The organism is Luteimonas sp. A482, assembly GCF_054072655.1.
Map to the genome: position 1 here is coordinate 817789 of NZ_JBSVRO010000001.1, position 13934 is coordinate 831722.

The 13934-nt window shown below is 68.7% G+C and carries 14 protein-coding genes; 6 read left to right on the forward strand and 8 right to left on the reverse strand.

Features of this window, described 5'->3' with window-relative positions; translation table 11 throughout:
- Window positions 1-8 precede the first annotated feature (8 nt).
- Window positions 9-611, forward strand: a complete 603-nt coding sequence (pdxH, locus tag ACW5DW_RS03595) for a pyridoxamine 5'-phosphate oxidase (RefSeq protein WP_457017402.1) — start codon at window positions 9-11, stop codon at window positions 609-611.
- Window positions 608-1423 carry a cobalamin-binding protein gene (locus ACW5DW_RS03600; protein ID WP_457017403.1) on the forward strand — a complete coding sequence of 272 codons (816 nt, stop codon included), beginning with the start codon at window positions 608-610 and terminating at the stop codon, window positions 1421-1423. Before pdxH ends, ACW5DW_RS03600 begins: the two co-directional genes overlap by 4 nt.
- Before the next feature lie 61 nt (window positions 1424-1484).
- Here the strand turns inward: ACW5DW_RS03600 and ACW5DW_RS03605 are convergent, their stop codons facing one another.
- Both ACW5DW_RS03605 and proC read right to left on the reverse strand, forming a co-directional pair.
- Entirely contained in the window at window positions 1485-1985 is a 501-nt protein-coding gene (locus ACW5DW_RS03605) for a DUF4426 domain-containing protein (protein WP_457017404.1), read from the reverse strand.
- Window positions 1978-2823, reverse strand: a complete 846-nt coding sequence (gene proC / locus ACW5DW_RS03610) for a pyrroline-5-carboxylate reductase (protein WP_457017405.1) — start codon at window positions 2821-2823, stop codon at window positions 1978-1980. The genes ACW5DW_RS03605 and proC overlap by 8 nt, the downstream gene beginning before the upstream one ends.
- 376 nt (window positions 2824-3199) lie before the next feature.
- Between proC and ACW5DW_RS03615 the strand changes: the two genes are divergently transcribed.
- From ACW5DW_RS03615 to ACW5DW_RS03625, 3 genes are all read left to right on the forward strand, one after another.
- Window positions 3200-4237: a type IV pilus twitching motility protein PilT gene (locus ACW5DW_RS03615; RefSeq protein WP_457017406.1), complete on the forward strand. Its 1038-nt coding sequence runs from the start codon at window positions 3200-3202 to the stop codon at window positions 4235-4237.
- A gap of 125 nt (window positions 4238-4362) precedes the next feature.
- Window positions 4363-5493, forward strand: a complete 1131-nt coding sequence (locus ACW5DW_RS03620) for a PilT/PilU family type 4a pilus ATPase (RefSeq protein WP_457017407.1) — start codon at window positions 4363-4365, stop codon at window positions 5491-5493.
- 120 nt (window positions 5494-5613) lie between these two features.
- Window positions 5614-6198: an alpha-ketoglutarate-dependent dioxygenase AlkB family protein gene (locus ACW5DW_RS03625; protein ID WP_457017408.1), complete on the forward strand. Its 585-nt coding sequence runs from the start codon at window positions 5614-5616 to the stop codon at window positions 6196-6198.
- A 282-nt stretch (window positions 6199-6480) separates the two neighbouring features.
- On the opposite strand, the gene ACW5DW_RS03630 is transcribed toward ACW5DW_RS03625, so the two are convergent.
- From ACW5DW_RS03630 to ACW5DW_RS03645, 4 genes are all read right to left on the reverse strand, one after another.
- The gene (locus ACW5DW_RS03630; protein WP_457017409.1) at window positions 6481-7200 is read right to left on the reverse strand and encodes an ABC-type transport auxiliary lipoprotein family protein; all 720 of its coding nucleotides are present in this window, start codon (window positions 7198-7200) and stop codon (window positions 6481-6483) included.
- Window positions 7200-8123, reverse strand: coding sequence for an MlaD family protein (locus tag ACW5DW_RS03635; RefSeq protein WP_457017410.1), 924 nt, complete (start codon window positions 8121-8123; stop codon window positions 7200-7202). The genes ACW5DW_RS03630 and ACW5DW_RS03635 overlap by 1 nt, the downstream gene beginning before the upstream one ends.
- Window positions 8123-8878 (reverse strand): ABC transporter ATP-binding protein, encoded by a 756-nt coding sequence (locus ACW5DW_RS03640; RefSeq protein ID WP_457018393.1) that lies wholly within the window; start codon window positions 8876-8878, stop codon window positions 8123-8125. The genes ACW5DW_RS03635 and ACW5DW_RS03640 overlap by 1 nt, the downstream gene beginning before the upstream one ends.
- A gap of 138 nt (window positions 8879-9016) precedes the next feature.
- Complete coding sequence (locus ACW5DW_RS03645; protein WP_457018394.1) at window positions 9017-10117, reverse strand: MlaE family ABC transporter permease; 1101 nt, start codon at window positions 10115-10117, stop codon at window positions 9017-9019.
- Window positions 10118-10224: 107 nt separating this feature from the next.
- Between ACW5DW_RS03645 and ACW5DW_RS03650 the strand changes: the two genes are divergently transcribed.
- Window positions 10225-11475 carry a threonine/serine ThrE exporter family protein gene (locus tag ACW5DW_RS03650; RefSeq protein ID WP_457017411.1) on the forward strand — a complete coding sequence of 417 codons (1251 nt, stop codon included), beginning with the start codon at window positions 10225-10227 and terminating at the stop codon, window positions 11473-11475.
- Window positions 11476-11654: 179 nt separating this feature from the next.
- Here ACW5DW_RS03650 and ACW5DW_RS03655 read toward each other — a convergent pair whose 3' ends face one another.
- Together ACW5DW_RS03655 and ACW5DW_RS03660 are read right to left on the reverse strand one after the other, a co-directional pair.
- Window positions 11655-12038 carry an H-NS histone family protein gene (locus tag ACW5DW_RS03655; RefSeq protein WP_457017412.1) on the reverse strand — a complete coding sequence of 128 codons (384 nt, stop codon included), beginning with the start codon at window positions 12036-12038 and terminating at the stop codon, window positions 11655-11657.
- Window positions 12039-12189: 151 nt separating this feature from the next.
- Entirely contained in the window at window positions 12190-13890 is a 1701-nt protein-coding gene (locus ACW5DW_RS03660) for a proline--tRNA ligase (protein WP_457017413.1), read from the reverse strand.
- Between the last annotated feature and the right edge of the window lie 44 nt (window positions 13891-13934).

Sequence of the window (13934 nt, forward strand, 5' to 3'; positions counted from 1 at the left end):
ATAGCCCAATGAACCGCGCAGACCTGCAGGCCGAGGCACTGGCCACCTTCGATGCCCTGTTCGCCGAGGCGCTGGCGAGCGGGGAGCCCGATCGCACCGCGATGACGCTGGCCACCGCCTCGCGCGAGGGCGCACCGTCCGCGCGCACCGTACTGCTCAAGGCGCATGATGCGCGCGGCTTCGTGTTCTACACACATCTGGACGGGCGCAAGGGCCGCGAGCTGCAGGCCAATCCGCAGGCCGCGCTGCTGTTCCACTGGCCGCGCGTGCGCAACGGGGTGCAGGTGCGGATCGAAGGCCAGGTCGAGATCGTCGAGGAAGCCGAGGCCGATGCCTATTTCGCTTCGCGTCCGCGCGTGAGCCAGCTGGGCGCCTGGGCGTCGAAACAGTCCGACACGCTCGAATCGCGCGAGGCCTTCGACCAGCGCGTGGCCGAACTGGAGGTCGAGTTCGCCGATCGCGAGGTTCCGCGCCCGCCGCGCTGGACCGGCCTGCGCGTGCATCCCGACCGCATCGAGTTCTGGTATGGCGCGCAGTTCCGGCTGCACGAGCGCTGGCTCTACGAATTCGACCTGACCGGGCAATGCAGCAAGCGGATGCTGTATCCGTGAATGTGGGCTCCCCGCGATACGGCCCCCGCCGCATCGTCTGCCTCACCGAAGAACCCACCGAGGTGCTGTACGCGCTGGGTGAGCAGGACCGCATCGTCGGCATCAGTGGCTTTACCGTACGGCCGCCGCGGGCACGCAAGGAAAAGCCCAAGGTCAGTGCCTTCACCAGCGCCAGGATCGACGCGATCCTGGCGCTGCAGCCTGACTTCGTGGTCGGCTTTTCCGACATCCAGGCCGACATCGCCGCCGAGCTGGTGCGGCGCGGGGTGGAGGTGTGGATCAGCAACCATCGCAGCGTCGAGGGCATCCTCGACTACGTGCGCCGGCTGGGCGCGCTGGTCGGCGCCGGCGCGCGTGCCGACGCGTACGCAGACCAGCTCGCACGCGGCCTGGATGACATCGAACGCGACGCCGGCGCCTTGCCGCTGCGCCCGAAGGTCTATTTCGAGGAATGGGACGAGCCGATCATCACCGGCATCCGCTGGGTGGCCGAGCTGGTCCGCATCGCCGGCGGCGACGACGTGTTTCCCGAGCTGTCGGCGCAGCCGCTGGCGAAGGCACGCATCCTCGCCAGTGGCGACCCGGTGGTCGAACGCGCGCCGGACATCATCCTGGGCTCGTGGTGCGGCAAGAAGTTCCGTCCCGAGAAGGTGGCCGCGCGCCCGGGCTGGGATGCGATTCCGGCGGTGCGCGACGGCGAACTGCACGAGATCCGCTCGCCGCTGATCCTGCAGCCCGGACCGGCGGCGCTGACGGACGGGGTACGGGAGATCGCGGGGATCATCCGGCGGTGGGCGCAGCGGCGGGGGTAGGGATCGGGGTGCTGCAGGATGGTGGCGGTGGATCTACCTCCGGTCGCGGCTGAAGCCGCTCCTACAGGGGCGCGACGTCGCGGCTGAAGCGCAGGATCTCCGGGGTCTCGGTGCCGGCACGGCGCACGGTGACCTCGAAGGCCAGCGTGTCGGGCGGCGCCACGCGCACGCTGCCGACGTAATCGATGAAGCCCTCGCTGCGCACCTCGCGCATGGCCACGTCCTGCCAGACGCCCCGCAGGTCGCGAACGCGGACGGTGACCTGCGCCTGCAGCGGCACCTCGTCGTGCGCCGGCCCCTGCCGCAGGCCGACCAGCAGCAGTTGCACGCCCTGGTCCGGCGTCACGCCATAGCGGTCGGCGATGATGGCGCTCAGCGAGGCGGTTGGCGCGACGCTCGCGCTGATCCGCAGGTCGCCCAGCGCCAGTTCGGCGGGCTGGCGCGAGGCCGTGGCCTGCGCCGCGCGATCGGCCTGGTCGCCGGGACTGTCGCCGCAGGCCGCCAGCAGGCACAACGCCAGCAGGCCCGACGCCAATCGCGGCAGCTGCGTGCGCTCAGTCATTGTCGGCGGACAGTTCGGCGCCGCGTCGCGTCGCCGCATCGATCGCGCGCGCGACCAGTTTGCGCAAGCCCCCGGCTTCGAACGTCTCGATCGCCGCCTGCGTGGTGCCGTTGGGCGAGGTGACGCGACGTCGCAGCTCGGCGGGTGGCTCGCCCGACTCGGTGAGCATGCGTGCCGCGCCCAGGATGGTCTGCTGCGCCAGGGTGCGCGCCGCGTCCGGCGGCAGGCCCTGCGCGACGGCGGCATCTTCCATCGCCTCGGCCAGCAGGAATACGTAGGCCGGGCCACTGCCCGAGGTGGCGGTGACCGCGTCCATCAGCGCTTCGTCCTCGATCCAGACCGTTTGCCCGGCGCTGGCCAGCAGGCTTGCGGCACGCTCGCGACCGGCCGCGTCGACCTGGGCATTGGCGAACAGGCCGGTCACCCCGGCGCCGAGCAGGGCCGGGGTGTTGGGCATCGCGCGTACCACCGGCACGCCGCCGCCCAGCCACCGCTCCAGCTGCGAGGCGGTGACGCCGGCCGCGATCGACACCACCAGCGGACGCCCCGCCTGCGCGGCCGCCGTCAGCGGTTCGCAGACCTGGCGCATCACCTGCGGCTTGACCGCGAACACCCAGGTGCCCGCGCCCGGGGCCGCCTCCTCGGCGCTGGCAAAGCAGGCAACGCCGAAATCCTCGGCCAGCCCGGCGCGGGTGCGCGCGTGCGGCTCGGCCACGCGGATGCGGGTGCGGTCGACGCCGGAGGCGACCAGCCCGCCAATCAGGCTGCGGGCCATGTTGCCGCCGCCGATGAAGGCGATCGGCGACGGGGAGGGTGCGGACGGGTTGGGCGTGGTCATGGGCGCTGGCGCGACATCGGGGACGACAACCCTAGCGCGAAGACGCGCCCCTGGCATGTCGCGGACGGGCAAGGGGAGGGGCCGAACGGGTCAGACCCCACGGAGGGGCCGGGGGCTGCCGCCGCGGCGGGCCTCCCGTGTGCGCGCCGCGTGGCTCGGGGCCACCGTGGACGCGGAGCCGGGCCAAAGGCAGGTGCACGGCTCCTTGCCCCGGCCCGATCGAGGCCCGCCGCCCGTCTGGGGCTGGGCACGCAAGCGGGCGTAATCGGCCAGAATTGTGAACCGCGTACATGGCTATACTGCCTGCCGGGGATAGGCTGTCGACAGCAGTCGTGGCGGCCGCATCACGACATACCGCAGCCGCAGGGGAGCTTGCATGGATATTGCCGAGCTATTGGCGTTCTCGGTCAAGAACAAAGCGTCCGACCTTCATCTGTCCGCGGGCCTGCCGCCGATGATCCGGGTCGATGGTGACGTGCGCCGGATCAACATCCCGGCGCTGGAGCACAAGCAGGTGCACGCGCTGGTCTACGACATCATGTCGGACAAGCAGCGCCGCGACTTCGAGGAATTCCTCGAGACCGACTTCTCGTTCGAGATCCCGGGCCTGGCGCGCTTCCGCGTCAACGCGTTCAACCAGAACCGCGGCGCCGGCGCGGTATTCCGCACCATTCCCTCCGAAGTGCTGACCCTCGAGGACCTGGCCTGCCCGCCGATCTTCCGCGAGCTGATCGATCAGCCGCAGGGCCTGATCCTGGTCACCGGCCCGACCGGTTCGGGCAAGTCGACCACGCTGGCGGCGATGATCGACCACATCAACAAGAACGAGTACGGGCACATCCTCACCATCGAGGACCCGATCGAGTTCGTGCACACCTCGCAGAAGTGCCTGATCAACCAGCGCGAGGTGCACCGCGACACCCACGGCTTCAGCGAGGCGCTGCGTTCGGCGCTGCGCGAGGATCCGGACATCGTGCTGGTCGGCGAGCTGCGCGACCTGGAAACCATCCGGCTGGCGCTGACCGCGGCCGAGACCGGCCACCTGGTGTTCGGTACCCTGCACACCAGTTCGGCGGCCAAGACCATCGACCGCATCATCGACGTGTTCCCCGCCGGCGAGAAGCCGATGGTGCGCTCGATGCTGTCCGAATCGCTGCGCGCGGTGATCTCGCAGGCGCTGCTGAAGAAGGTCGGCGGCGGCCGCACCGCGGCCTGGGAAATCATGGTCGGCACCCCGGCCATCCGCAACCTGATCCGCGAGGACAAGGTCGCGCAGATGTACTCGTCGATCCAGACCGGCCAGCAGCACGGCATGATGACGCTCGACCAGCACCTGCAGGACCTGGTCAAGCGCGGCATGGTCACGCGCCAGCAGGCCAAGGAATACGCGAAGGAAAAGCGTCTTTTCGAATGACCGGAAAGACGCGGGAATCGACAACTTAGGAGCCGGGAGACGGGAGGCAGGATGGAGATCGGAAAGATGTCGTTTCCATGATTCCCCGTCCGCATTCCCCATTCCCCGCGCCGCAGGAGCCACCCATGAGCAGCATCGATTTCACCTCGTTCCTCAAGCTGATGGCGCACCAGAAGGCGTCGGACCTGTTCATCACCGCGGGCATGCCGCCGTCGATGAAGGTGCACGGCAAGATCTCGCCGATCACGCAGAACCCGCTCACGCCGCAGCAGTCGCGCGACCTGGTGCTCAACGTGATGTCGCCGCCGCAGCGCGAGGAGTTCGAGAAGACGCACGAGTGCAACTTCGCGATCGGCGTGTCCGGCGTGGGCCGCTTCCGCGTCTCGTGCTTCTACCAGCGCAACCAGGTGGGCATGGTGCTGCGCCGGATCGAGACCAAGATCCCCAGCATCGAAGAGCTGAACCTGCCGCCGATCATCAAGACGCTGGCGATGACCAAGCGCGGCATCATCATCTTCGTCGGCGCCACCGGCACGGGTAAATCGACCTCGCTGGCGGCGATGATCGGCTACCGCAACCAGAACTCGACCGGCCACATCATCACGATCGAGGACCCGATCGAGTTCGTGCACAAGCACGAGGGCTGCATCATCACCCAGCGTGAGGTCGGCATCGACACCGACAGCTGGGAGAACGCGCTGAAGAACACCCTGCGCCAGGCGCCGGACGTGATCATGATCGGCGAGGTGCGCACACGCGAGGGCATGGACCACGCCATCGCCTTTGCCGAGACCGGCCACCTGGTGCTGTGCACCCTGCATGCCAACAACGCCAACCAGGCGATGGACCGCATCATCAACTTCTTCCCCGAGGACCGGCGCAGCCAGCTGCTGATGGATCTGTCGCTCAACCTCAAGGGCGTGGTCGCGCAGCAGCTGATCCCGACCCCGGACGGCAAGGCCCGGCGCGTGGCGATGGAGATCATGCTCGGCACGCCGCTGGTGCAGGACTACATCCGCGACGGCGAGATCCACAAGCTCAAGGAGATCATGAAGGAGTCGACCAACCTCGGCATGAAGACCTTCGACCAGGCCCTGTTCGAGCTCTACCAGGCCGGCGAGATCTCCTACGAGGACGCGCTGCGATTCGCCGACTCGCAGAACGAGGTGCGGCTGCGGATCAAGCTCGCCCAGGGTGGCGATGCGCGCACCCTGTCGCAGGGCCTGGACGGGGTGGAGATCGCCGAGGTCCGCTGACGGGCCACGTCCGCTGCTCTTGCTGCGACGCTTCGGTGGCTGGCGGCTTCGGAGCCATGGAGGCGGCGGAAGCCGCAAAACCCGGGCCTGCCCTTCGCACTCTGGCCCGGTTCCCCTCGAATGGGAAAAGAACCCACAAACGATCCGGACCTGGTGTTGGCCGTCGACTGGCTGGAATCCGGGCAGGCCGCCGCGCTCGCGGACAGGCTGCTGCACGAACTGCCCTGGCAGGTTCATCGGGTGCGGATGTTCGGGCGGGAGATCGATTCGCCGCGGCGCAGCTGCTGGATCGGCGATCCGCAGGCCGCCTACCGTTACTCCGGCGTCCGCCACGAACCGCATCCGTGGCCGTCGATCCTGGTTCCGCTGCGCGAGCGCCTGGCCCTTGAAACCGGCGTGCACTTCAACAGCGTGCTGGCCAACCTGTATCGCGACGGGCGCGACAGCATGGGCTGGCACAGTGACGACGAGCCGGAGCTGGGCGAGTGTCCGGTGATCGCTTCGGTGAGCCTGGGGGCGACGCGCAGGTTCGTGCTCAGGCACCGGCACGATCCATCGCGCAAGCGCACGCTCGAGCTGCCCGGCGGCAGCCTGCTGCTGATGCGCGGCCAGACGCAGGCGCAGTGGCGGCATGCACTCCCGCGGACGGCACAACCGGTCGGGCCGAGGATCAACCTGACGTTCCGGCGCATCCAGCGCGGCTGACGCGGGCGGCCTCCGGCAGAGCGGCGCCGGACCGTCCGCTGTCATCCCGAACGCAGTTCCGCTGTCATCCCGAACGCAGTGAGGGATCTGCGGGGGCGAGATCCCTCACTGCGTTCGGGATGACAGGCATGAGTCGACAGGCATGAGTCGGCAGGCAACGGGGGCACGCGCAGGGGCAGGGCTGACCGGCGCAGTGGACGACAACAGATGCGGTCGCCGACACAGGCGGCGCCAGCCGCGGCGCGTGACAAACGCAGTGATCGACCAGGCTGGTCGGCCGGATTATTCCTGGCGGTGGTGGGCGTCGCCCGTGACCAGGATCCAGTGCGCCAGTTCACCGGTCACGACCTCCAGCCCACGCGAGAAGGCCTGCACGACCACGCCGATATCGGTGCTTGCGGCGGACTCGACGTGGGCAAAGGTGCGCGAGCCGACGATGGTCTGGTCGTGCGAATGGATCAGCTTGGCGTTGAACTCGATTGCCGCGGAGGGAACCGCGTTGCCGGCGTAGTCCGCCTCGAAGCGGCGCAGGTCGATGACCAGCTTGTAGTCGGCCGAGATGCCCGACCCCTGGCGGGCCACCGCCGGGATCCGCCCCGAATCCTCCAGTGCGCGCAGCAGTGCGTCCTGCAGCATGTCGGTCGGCGTCTTGGCCCAGCTGGCGCCGCGGTACACCTGCAGCTCGCCAGGTGCCGGCCGCACGGCGATGCGCGAGCTGTCGATCATGCGCGCCGCCATTGGCGTGGCGAGCGAGAGCTGCCAGGACACCGTGGGCGCGGTCGCGTCCAGGGTCACGCGCGGATCCGGCGCGTAGATCGTGGCGCGCTCGCGCCCGTTGCCGCCGCCCAGCAGCGAGCAGCCCGCCAGGGCCAGCGCAAGCGTGGCGATGAGTGGAATGCGCCAGCGCGGGGCTGCATGGTGCGTCGCGCATGTTGCTGCCGAAGCGGATTCGCGGGTACTTTCCAACAGCCGCAGGCTGGTCTTCCCGATTGCCGGCTTCATCACGGTTCGAACTCCTTCGGCGCGTCGCGGCCAAACAGGTATTGGGCGGGATTGGCGTCGAGGCGGTCGCTGATGCGGCGCAGGTCGCGCACCAGGCCACGCAGTTCGCCCAGGGTGGGGCCGAGCTGCGACAGCCCGTCATTGGCGAAACTGTTGATCGCCGCGCGGTTCTCGTTGAGGATCGCGTCCGCGCCACCGGCGGCCGAGTCGAGCTTGGCCAGGGTGGTGTCGATCCTTGCCACCAGTGCCGGCAGCTTCTGGGCGAGTTCGCGGTCGAACGTGTCCAGGGTGCGGTTGGCGGTGGACATCGTGACCGTGAGCTGCTCGCTGGCGGTGCGGGCGTTGATCAGGATCTCGCGCATGTCCTGGCGCTGCCCGGCGATGGCGCCGGTCATGCTCTGGATGTTGTCGAGCGTGGCGGTGACGCGCTGCACGTTCTCCTCGCTGAGCATTTTGTCGAGCCGTTCGACCAGCCGGTTGGCGGTGTCGGCGATGTTCTGCAGCGCCGAGGCCTCGGTCTCGATCACCGGCGGCGCGCCATCGGGGCCGGCGACGAGCGGTGCGGCCTGGGGGCTGCCTCCGGTGAGCTGGATGATGGGCGGCCCGGTCAGGCTGGTCATCGACAGCCTGGCGCGGGTATCGGACCTGACCGGGGCGTTGGCCTGTACCTTCAGCCGCGCGATGACCTGGCGCGGATCGTTCGGCGCCAGCATCAGGTCATCGACGGTGCCGATCGCGATGCCGTTGTACTGCACGCTGCTGCCCTCGGTCAGGCCGGTCACCGGCTCGCGGAACACCACCAGGTATTCGTTCCAGCTGCGGTCGGAGGAATACTTGGCTGCCCACAGCGCGAACAGCAGCAGGAACAGCGTCACCGCGATGGTGAACGCGCCGATCAGCACGTAGTTGGCCTTGGTTTCCATCAGGTGTCCTCAGCGATGGCCGACGCTCGGCGGGCTGCGCGCCCGCGCGGGCCATGGAAATAGTCGTGTATCCACGGATGGTCGGTCCGCTCGATCTCGTCCAGCGGCGCCACCGCGACGACCTTGCGATCGGCCAGCACGGCAACACGATCACAGATCGCATACAGCGTGTCGAGATCGTGTGTGATCAGGAAGACGGTCAGCCCCAGCGCCTGCTGGAGGGTGCGGATCAGGCGGTCGAAGGCGGCGGCGCCGATCGGGTCGAGGCCGGCGGTCGGCTCGTCCAGGAACAGCAGCGGCGGGTCCAGCGCCAGCGCACGGGCCAGCGCGGCGCGCTTGCGCATGCCGCCCGACAGCTGCGAGGGCAGCTTGTTCAGCGCGTCGGCAGGCAGCCCGGCCAGGCGCACCTTGAGCAGGGCCAGCTCGTAGCGCAGCGATTCGGGAAGGTCCCGATGGTGCTCCTTGAGCGGCACCTGCACGTTCTCGCCGACGGTCAGCGACGAGAACAGCGCGCCGTCCTGGAACAGCACGCCGGTGCTGCGCTCGATGTGCAGGCGGTCTGCCGGGTCGTCCGAGCGCGGGTCGACGCCAAGCACCGCGATCTCGCCCGCGTCCGGCTTGCGCAAGCCGATCAGCGAGCGCATCAGCACCGACTTGCCGCTGCCCGAACCGCCGACCACGCCGAGGATCTCGCCGGGCCGCACGTCCAGGTCGAGGTCCTCGTGCACCGTCTGCGCACCGAAGCGGTTGAGCATGCCGCGCACGCGGATCACGGGCGCCGCATCCGTGGCGGCGTCGTTCCCGGACCGGGATTCGTGCGCGGCCGCGGGCAACCCCGTCGCCGCGTGGCCCGCTTGTTCCTGCCTGTTCGGATCACCAGTCACTAATCACCGTCACCAATCCATGTACATGAACCAGATCGCCGCGAACGCGTCGAACACGATCACTAGCGAGATCGTCTGCACCACCGACGACGTGGTGCGTTCGCCGACCGATTGCGCGGTGCCCTTGACCTGCATGCCTTCCAGGCAGCCGATCAGGCCGATCACCATCGCGAACAGCGGCGCCTTGGACATGCCGATCAGGAAGTGGCGGATCTCCATTTCCTGGTGCATGCGTGCCAGGTAGGCCTGCGGCGGGATGTCGAGGCTGAAGGCGCCGACCGACAGGCCACCGAGCAGGCCCGCGACCATGCCGATGAAGGTCAGCAGCGGCAGCATCACCAGCAGCGCGATCAGCCGCGGGATCACCAGCAGCTCGACCGGGTCCAGGCCAAGCGTGCGGATGGCATCGACCTCCTCGCGGCTCACCATCGCGCCGATCTGCGCGGTGAACGCGCTGGCGGTACGGCCGGCGAGCAGGATCGCGGTCAGCAGCACGCCGAACTCGCGCAGGAAGGCGATCGACACCAGTTCGACGACGAAGATCGTCGCGCCAAAATCGACCAGGATCTGCGCGCCGAGAAAGGCAATCACCGCACCGACCAGGAACGACAGCAGCGCCACCAGCGGCACCGCGTCCAGGCCGACCTGCTCCATGTGGTGCACGGTCGAGGTGAGGCGGAACCTGCGCCAATCGACCAGGGTGCGCCCGAGCTTGAGCAGGGTTTCGCCGAGGAAGCTCACCAGGGCGACGAACTCCCTGGCATTGTCGTGGACGGCATGGCCCAACCGCGCCAGCGCCGCGGCGAACCCGTACTCGCGCCTGGGCTTGGGGCGGTCGTCGTGGATGTCCTCGATCGCGGAAACCAGCGCGCGATGGTCCTCGCGGAAGCGGAAGTCCCCGTAGTCCAGCTCGCGCCGCTTGGCGTAGCGCAACAGCTGCAGCACGCCCAGCGAGTCGAGCCGGTCGATGCCGGTCGCGTCGATCGCGGTGATCGAGTCGGGCGCGGTGCGCAACGCCTGGCCTATGTCGCCGGCGTAGTCGAGCGTCCAGCTTCCGTCCAGGCGCAGCAGCGCGTCGTCGCCGGGCGCAGGGCCCGCGGTCGGCGGCATATGGTCCGGGGCACTCATCGGAGGCGAGGATACAGGCAAGCCCGTGCAACGGCAGCGTGAGGCCGCTGCAGCGGGACGCCCCGGCCGCGCCATGCGATCCTGTTGCAATGCCAGTTGCCAAGCTTCCCGCCACCGCCGCCTACGCCATCCGCATCGCGTTCATCGCCGAGCTGGCCGGGCACCTGCATCGCTACGGCACCACGGCGCAGCGGCTGGAAGGCGCGATCGTGTCGGTCGCGCGCCGGCTCGGGCTGGATTGCGAACCGTGGAGCAACCCGACCGGGCTGATCCTGAGCTTCAGCGACCCGCAGCGTCCGCCCGGCGAGAGCGATACCACGCGCGTGATCCGCCTGCCGCCAGGGGAGACCAACCTGTCCAGGCTGTGCGAGGCCGACCGCATCGCCGAGGAGGTGATGGCCGGGCGGCTCGACATCGCCCAGGGCCACGCCGCGCTGCGCGCGCTGGACCGTGCCGCGGACTGGCGCGCGAACCTGCGCCAGATCTTTGGCTTCGGGCTCGCGGCGGCGAGCCTGGCGGGTCTGCTGCGGCTGCCCTGGCTGGACATCGCCACGGCAGGCGTGATCGGGACCCTGATCGGCCTGCTGCTCGTGGCCAGCCGCAACAGTCCGCAGATGCGGGAGGCCGACGATGCCATCGCCGGCATCGTCGCCGGCGGGCTCGCGGCGCTGGTGGCCGTCTTCGTTGCGCCGCTCAACCTCAATACCGTGGTGATCGCATCGATGATCGTGCTGATGCCGGGAATGGCCCTGACCAACGCCTTCAGCGAACTCACCAGCCAGCACCTGATGTCGGGCACGGCGCGCTTCTTCGGCGCGATGACGACCCTGCTCAAACTCACCGTCGGCACGATGATCGCGCTGACCCTGGTGCAACTGGTCGGACTGGAGCCGCAGGTGCGGGCGTGGCGGCCGCAGCCGGCGTGGGTGGAGTGGGTTGCGGTGGTCACGGCGGCGTGGGCCTTCGCGGCGCTGTTCCGCGCAGCGCGCCGCGACTACCTGCTGGTGATGGCCGCGGCGATCGTGGGCTACCAGATCTCGCGCCTGGGCGGGCAATGGCTGGGCAGTCCGGTCGGGGTATTCCTGTCGGCGCTGGTGATCACCGTGGCCGGCAACGGCTACGCGCGCTGGAGGAACCGGCCCGGCGCGCTGATCCGGGTGCCCGGCATCATCATGCTGGTGCCCGGCAGCACCAGCCTGCGCAGCCTGCTGGTGGCGGTACAACAGCAGGATGTCTCGGCCGGGCAGGGTGCGGCCATCGCCGTGATCAACGTCCTGCTGGCGCTGGTGGCCGGCCTGCTGTTCGGCAACCTGCTGCTGACGGCGCGACGCGACCTCTGAACAGGCGCGGCTTCAGCCCCGCGCGAAATGACGACCAGGCTGTTACGAATATCGCGCAGCACGATCTGAAACCGCGACCCGGTCAATCAACGCTGCAGATTGACCGGGTTTCGCGCTGCACCCCAACAACGAGGGGTGCAGAGGAGTCCGATGTTCCGGGCCTCCTCCTTGCCATTGCCTTACTTCTTGATCAGGAAATCTTCCGGCTTCTTGCCCTTCTTGACCAGCGCCGCCATCCAGCGCGGGTGCTTGCCGCGGCCGGTCCAGGTTTCTTCCGGACTGGCCGGGTTGCGGTACTTGGGCGCGACCTTCCCGAGCTTGCGCCCCTTGCGCGTGGCCTTCTTCGCAGGCGCCTGCTTCGCGGTGCGAGCGGGCGTGCCGGTGGTGGCGCGCCCGCCGAACAGCTCATCGATGGAATACCCTTCCGCGGCAGCGAATTCGACGATCCGGCTGCGGATCGCGGTGATGGGCGTGCGCTTTTTCAGCGCGGTCTTGCGCTGCCGGGCGGCGCTGATAAGCGCATCGAGTTGCTGGGGCGAAAGTGTATTCAGATCGATTGCCATTCAGATACTCCGTAAAGGGAAAGGGGAATGGCCGGTCCGTGGCGCGCGGCCATGGTAGTGGAATGTGCCGCGCAATCAAAACAATACCTTCGCGCAACTGCGTGAAGGAGATTATCCCTGCGATATTGCGGCCGGATATCCGGCCCGGTTTTCAGCGGGCCGGAAGGCGCGACAGCAGTGCCTCGCGATCGAGATTCACCGATTCGGATTCGCCGCGCGCGCGGTATTCGAAAGTGCCCGCCGCCAGGCCGCGCTCGGACACCACGATCCGGTGCGGGATGCCGATCAGCTCGATGTCGGCGAACATCGATCCCGGGCGCAGTCCGCGATCGTCAAGCGCGGTGTCGATGCCGGCCTCGACGAGCTCGCGGTACAGCGCCTCGGCCGCAGCCGCCACTTCGGCGTTGTGCTTGGGATTGATCACGCACACCACCGCCTGCCATGGCGCCATCGGTGCCGGCCAGACGATGCCGGCCGCGTCGTGGTTCTGCTCGATCGCGGCGGCGACGATGCGCGACACGCCGATCCCGTAGCAGCCCATCGCCGGGTGCACGGCCTTGCCGGCCTCGTCGAGCACGGTGCAGCGCATGGCCTCGGAATAATTGCGGCCCAGTGCGAACACGTGGCCGACCTCGATGCCGCGCGCCAGCGCGAGCGTGCCGCGGCCGTCGGGCGAGGCATCGCCGGCGACGACGTTGCGGATGTCGGCCACCTCGTCGGCTTCGGGCAGGTCGCGGCCCCAGTTCACACCAGCGATGTGGAAGCCGCTTTCGTTGGCGCCGACGACGAAGTCCGCCATGGCCGCTACGCTGCGATCGGCGATGACGCGGATCGGCTTCTTCGCGCCGATCGGGCCCAGGAAGCCGGGATCGGCGCGGAGGTGCTCGCGGATCTCCGCTTCCGTGGCCAGCCGGTAATCGGCCATGCCCGGCAACTTGGCCAGCTTGATCTCGTTGACCAGGTGGTCGCCGCGCACCAGCGCCAGCACGAAACCGTCCTTGCCCCACAGCGCCACCGATTTCACCGTGCGCTGCAGCGCGACGCCGAGCAGGGCTGCGACGTCCTCGCAGGTTTTCTGCACCGGCGTGTCGACCTTGCGCAGGTCTTCCGATGCGGTGGCGCGCGCGCCTGGCGAGACCGCTTCGGCCAACTCGACGTTGGCGGCGTAGTCGGAGTCTTGCGAAAACGCCAGCGCGTCCTCGCCAGAATCGGCCAGCACGTGGAACTCGTGCGAGGCGCTGCCGCCGATCGCGCCGGTGTCGGCGGCCACCGCGCGGAACTTCAGCCCCAGGCGGGTGAAGATGCGCGTGTACGTGTCGTACATGTTGCGATATTCGCGGTCCAGGTCCTCGTCGGTGACGTGGAAGGAGTAGGCGTCCTTCATCAGGAACTCGCGCGCGCGCATCACCCCGAAGCGCGGACGGATCTCGTCGCGGAACTTGGTGCTGACCTGGTAGAAGTTGACTGGCAGCTGCTTGTAGCTGGCGAACTCATGGCGGAAGAAATCGGTCACCGCCTCTTCGGCCGTGGGCGTGAAGCAGTAGTCCTGCTCCTTGCGGTCGCGGATCTTGAGCAGCTGCGGCCCGAACTTTTCCCAGCGTCCGGTTTCCTCCCACAGTTCCTTCGGCTGCACCGATGGCATCGCCATCTCGATTGCGCCGGCGCGGTCCATCTCCTCGCGCACGATCGCCTCGACCTTGCGCAGCACGCGCAGGCCCAGCGGCGACCAGGTGTAGAGGCCCGCGGCGAGCCGGCGCACCATGCCGGTGCGGAGCATCAGCTGATGGCTGACGATCTCGGCGTCGGCGGGCGTTTCCTTTTCGGTACGGAGGTGGAACTGCGACAGGCGCATCGGCAAGCTCAGGGCGGCGGGATGCGCATTCTGCCATGCGTCCC

Coding starts and splice junctions, on each gene's coding strand:
- ACW5DW_RS03630 (WP_457017409.1), bottom strand. CDS start 7,200: ATGAAGCCGGCAATCGGGAAGACCAGCCTGCGGCTGTTGGAAAGTACC.
- ACW5DW_RS03605 (WP_457017404.1), bottom strand. CDS start 1,985: ATGACTGAGCGCACGCAGCTGCCGCGATTGGCGTCGGGCCTGCTGGCG.
- ACW5DW_RS03625 (WP_457017408.1), top strand. CDS start 5,614: ATGGGAAAAGAACCCACAAACGATCCGGACCTGGTGTTGGCCGTCGAC.
- ACW5DW_RS03645 (WP_457018394.1), bottom strand. CDS start 10,117: ATGCCGCCGACCGCGGGCCCTGCGCCCGGCGACGACGCGCTGCTGCGC.
- proC (WP_457017405.1), bottom strand. CDS start 2,823: ATGACCACGCCCAACCCGTCCGCACCCTCCCCGTCGCCGATCGCCTTC.
- ACW5DW_RS03655 (WP_457017412.1), bottom strand. CDS start 12,038: ATGGCAATCGATCTGAATACACTTTCGCCCCAGCAACTCGATGCGCTT.
- ACW5DW_RS03615 (WP_457017406.1), top strand. CDS start 3,200: ATGGATATTGCCGAGCTATTGGCGTTCTCGGTCAAGAACAAAGCGTCC.
- ACW5DW_RS03640 (WP_457018393.1), bottom strand. CDS start 8,878: ATGCTCAACCGCTTCGGTGCGCAGACGGTGCACGAGGACCTCGACCTG.
- ACW5DW_RS03620 (WP_457017407.1), top strand. CDS start 4,363: ATGAGCAGCATCGATTTCACCTCGTTCCTCAAGCTGATGGCGCACCAG.
- ACW5DW_RS03650 (WP_457017411.1), top strand. CDS start 10,225: ATGCCAGTTGCCAAGCTTCCCGCCACCGCCGCCTACGCCATCCGCATC.
- ACW5DW_RS03660 (WP_457017413.1), bottom strand. CDS start 13,890: ATGCGCCTGTCGCAGTTCCACCTCCGTACCGAAAAGGAAACGCCCGCC.
- ACW5DW_RS03635 (WP_457017410.1), bottom strand. CDS start 8,123: ATGGAAACCAAGGCCAACTACGTGCTGATCGGCGCGTTCACCATCGCG.
- pdxH (WP_457017402.1), top strand. CDS start 9: ATGAACCGCGCAGACCTGCAGGCCGAGGCACTGGCCACCTTCGATGCC.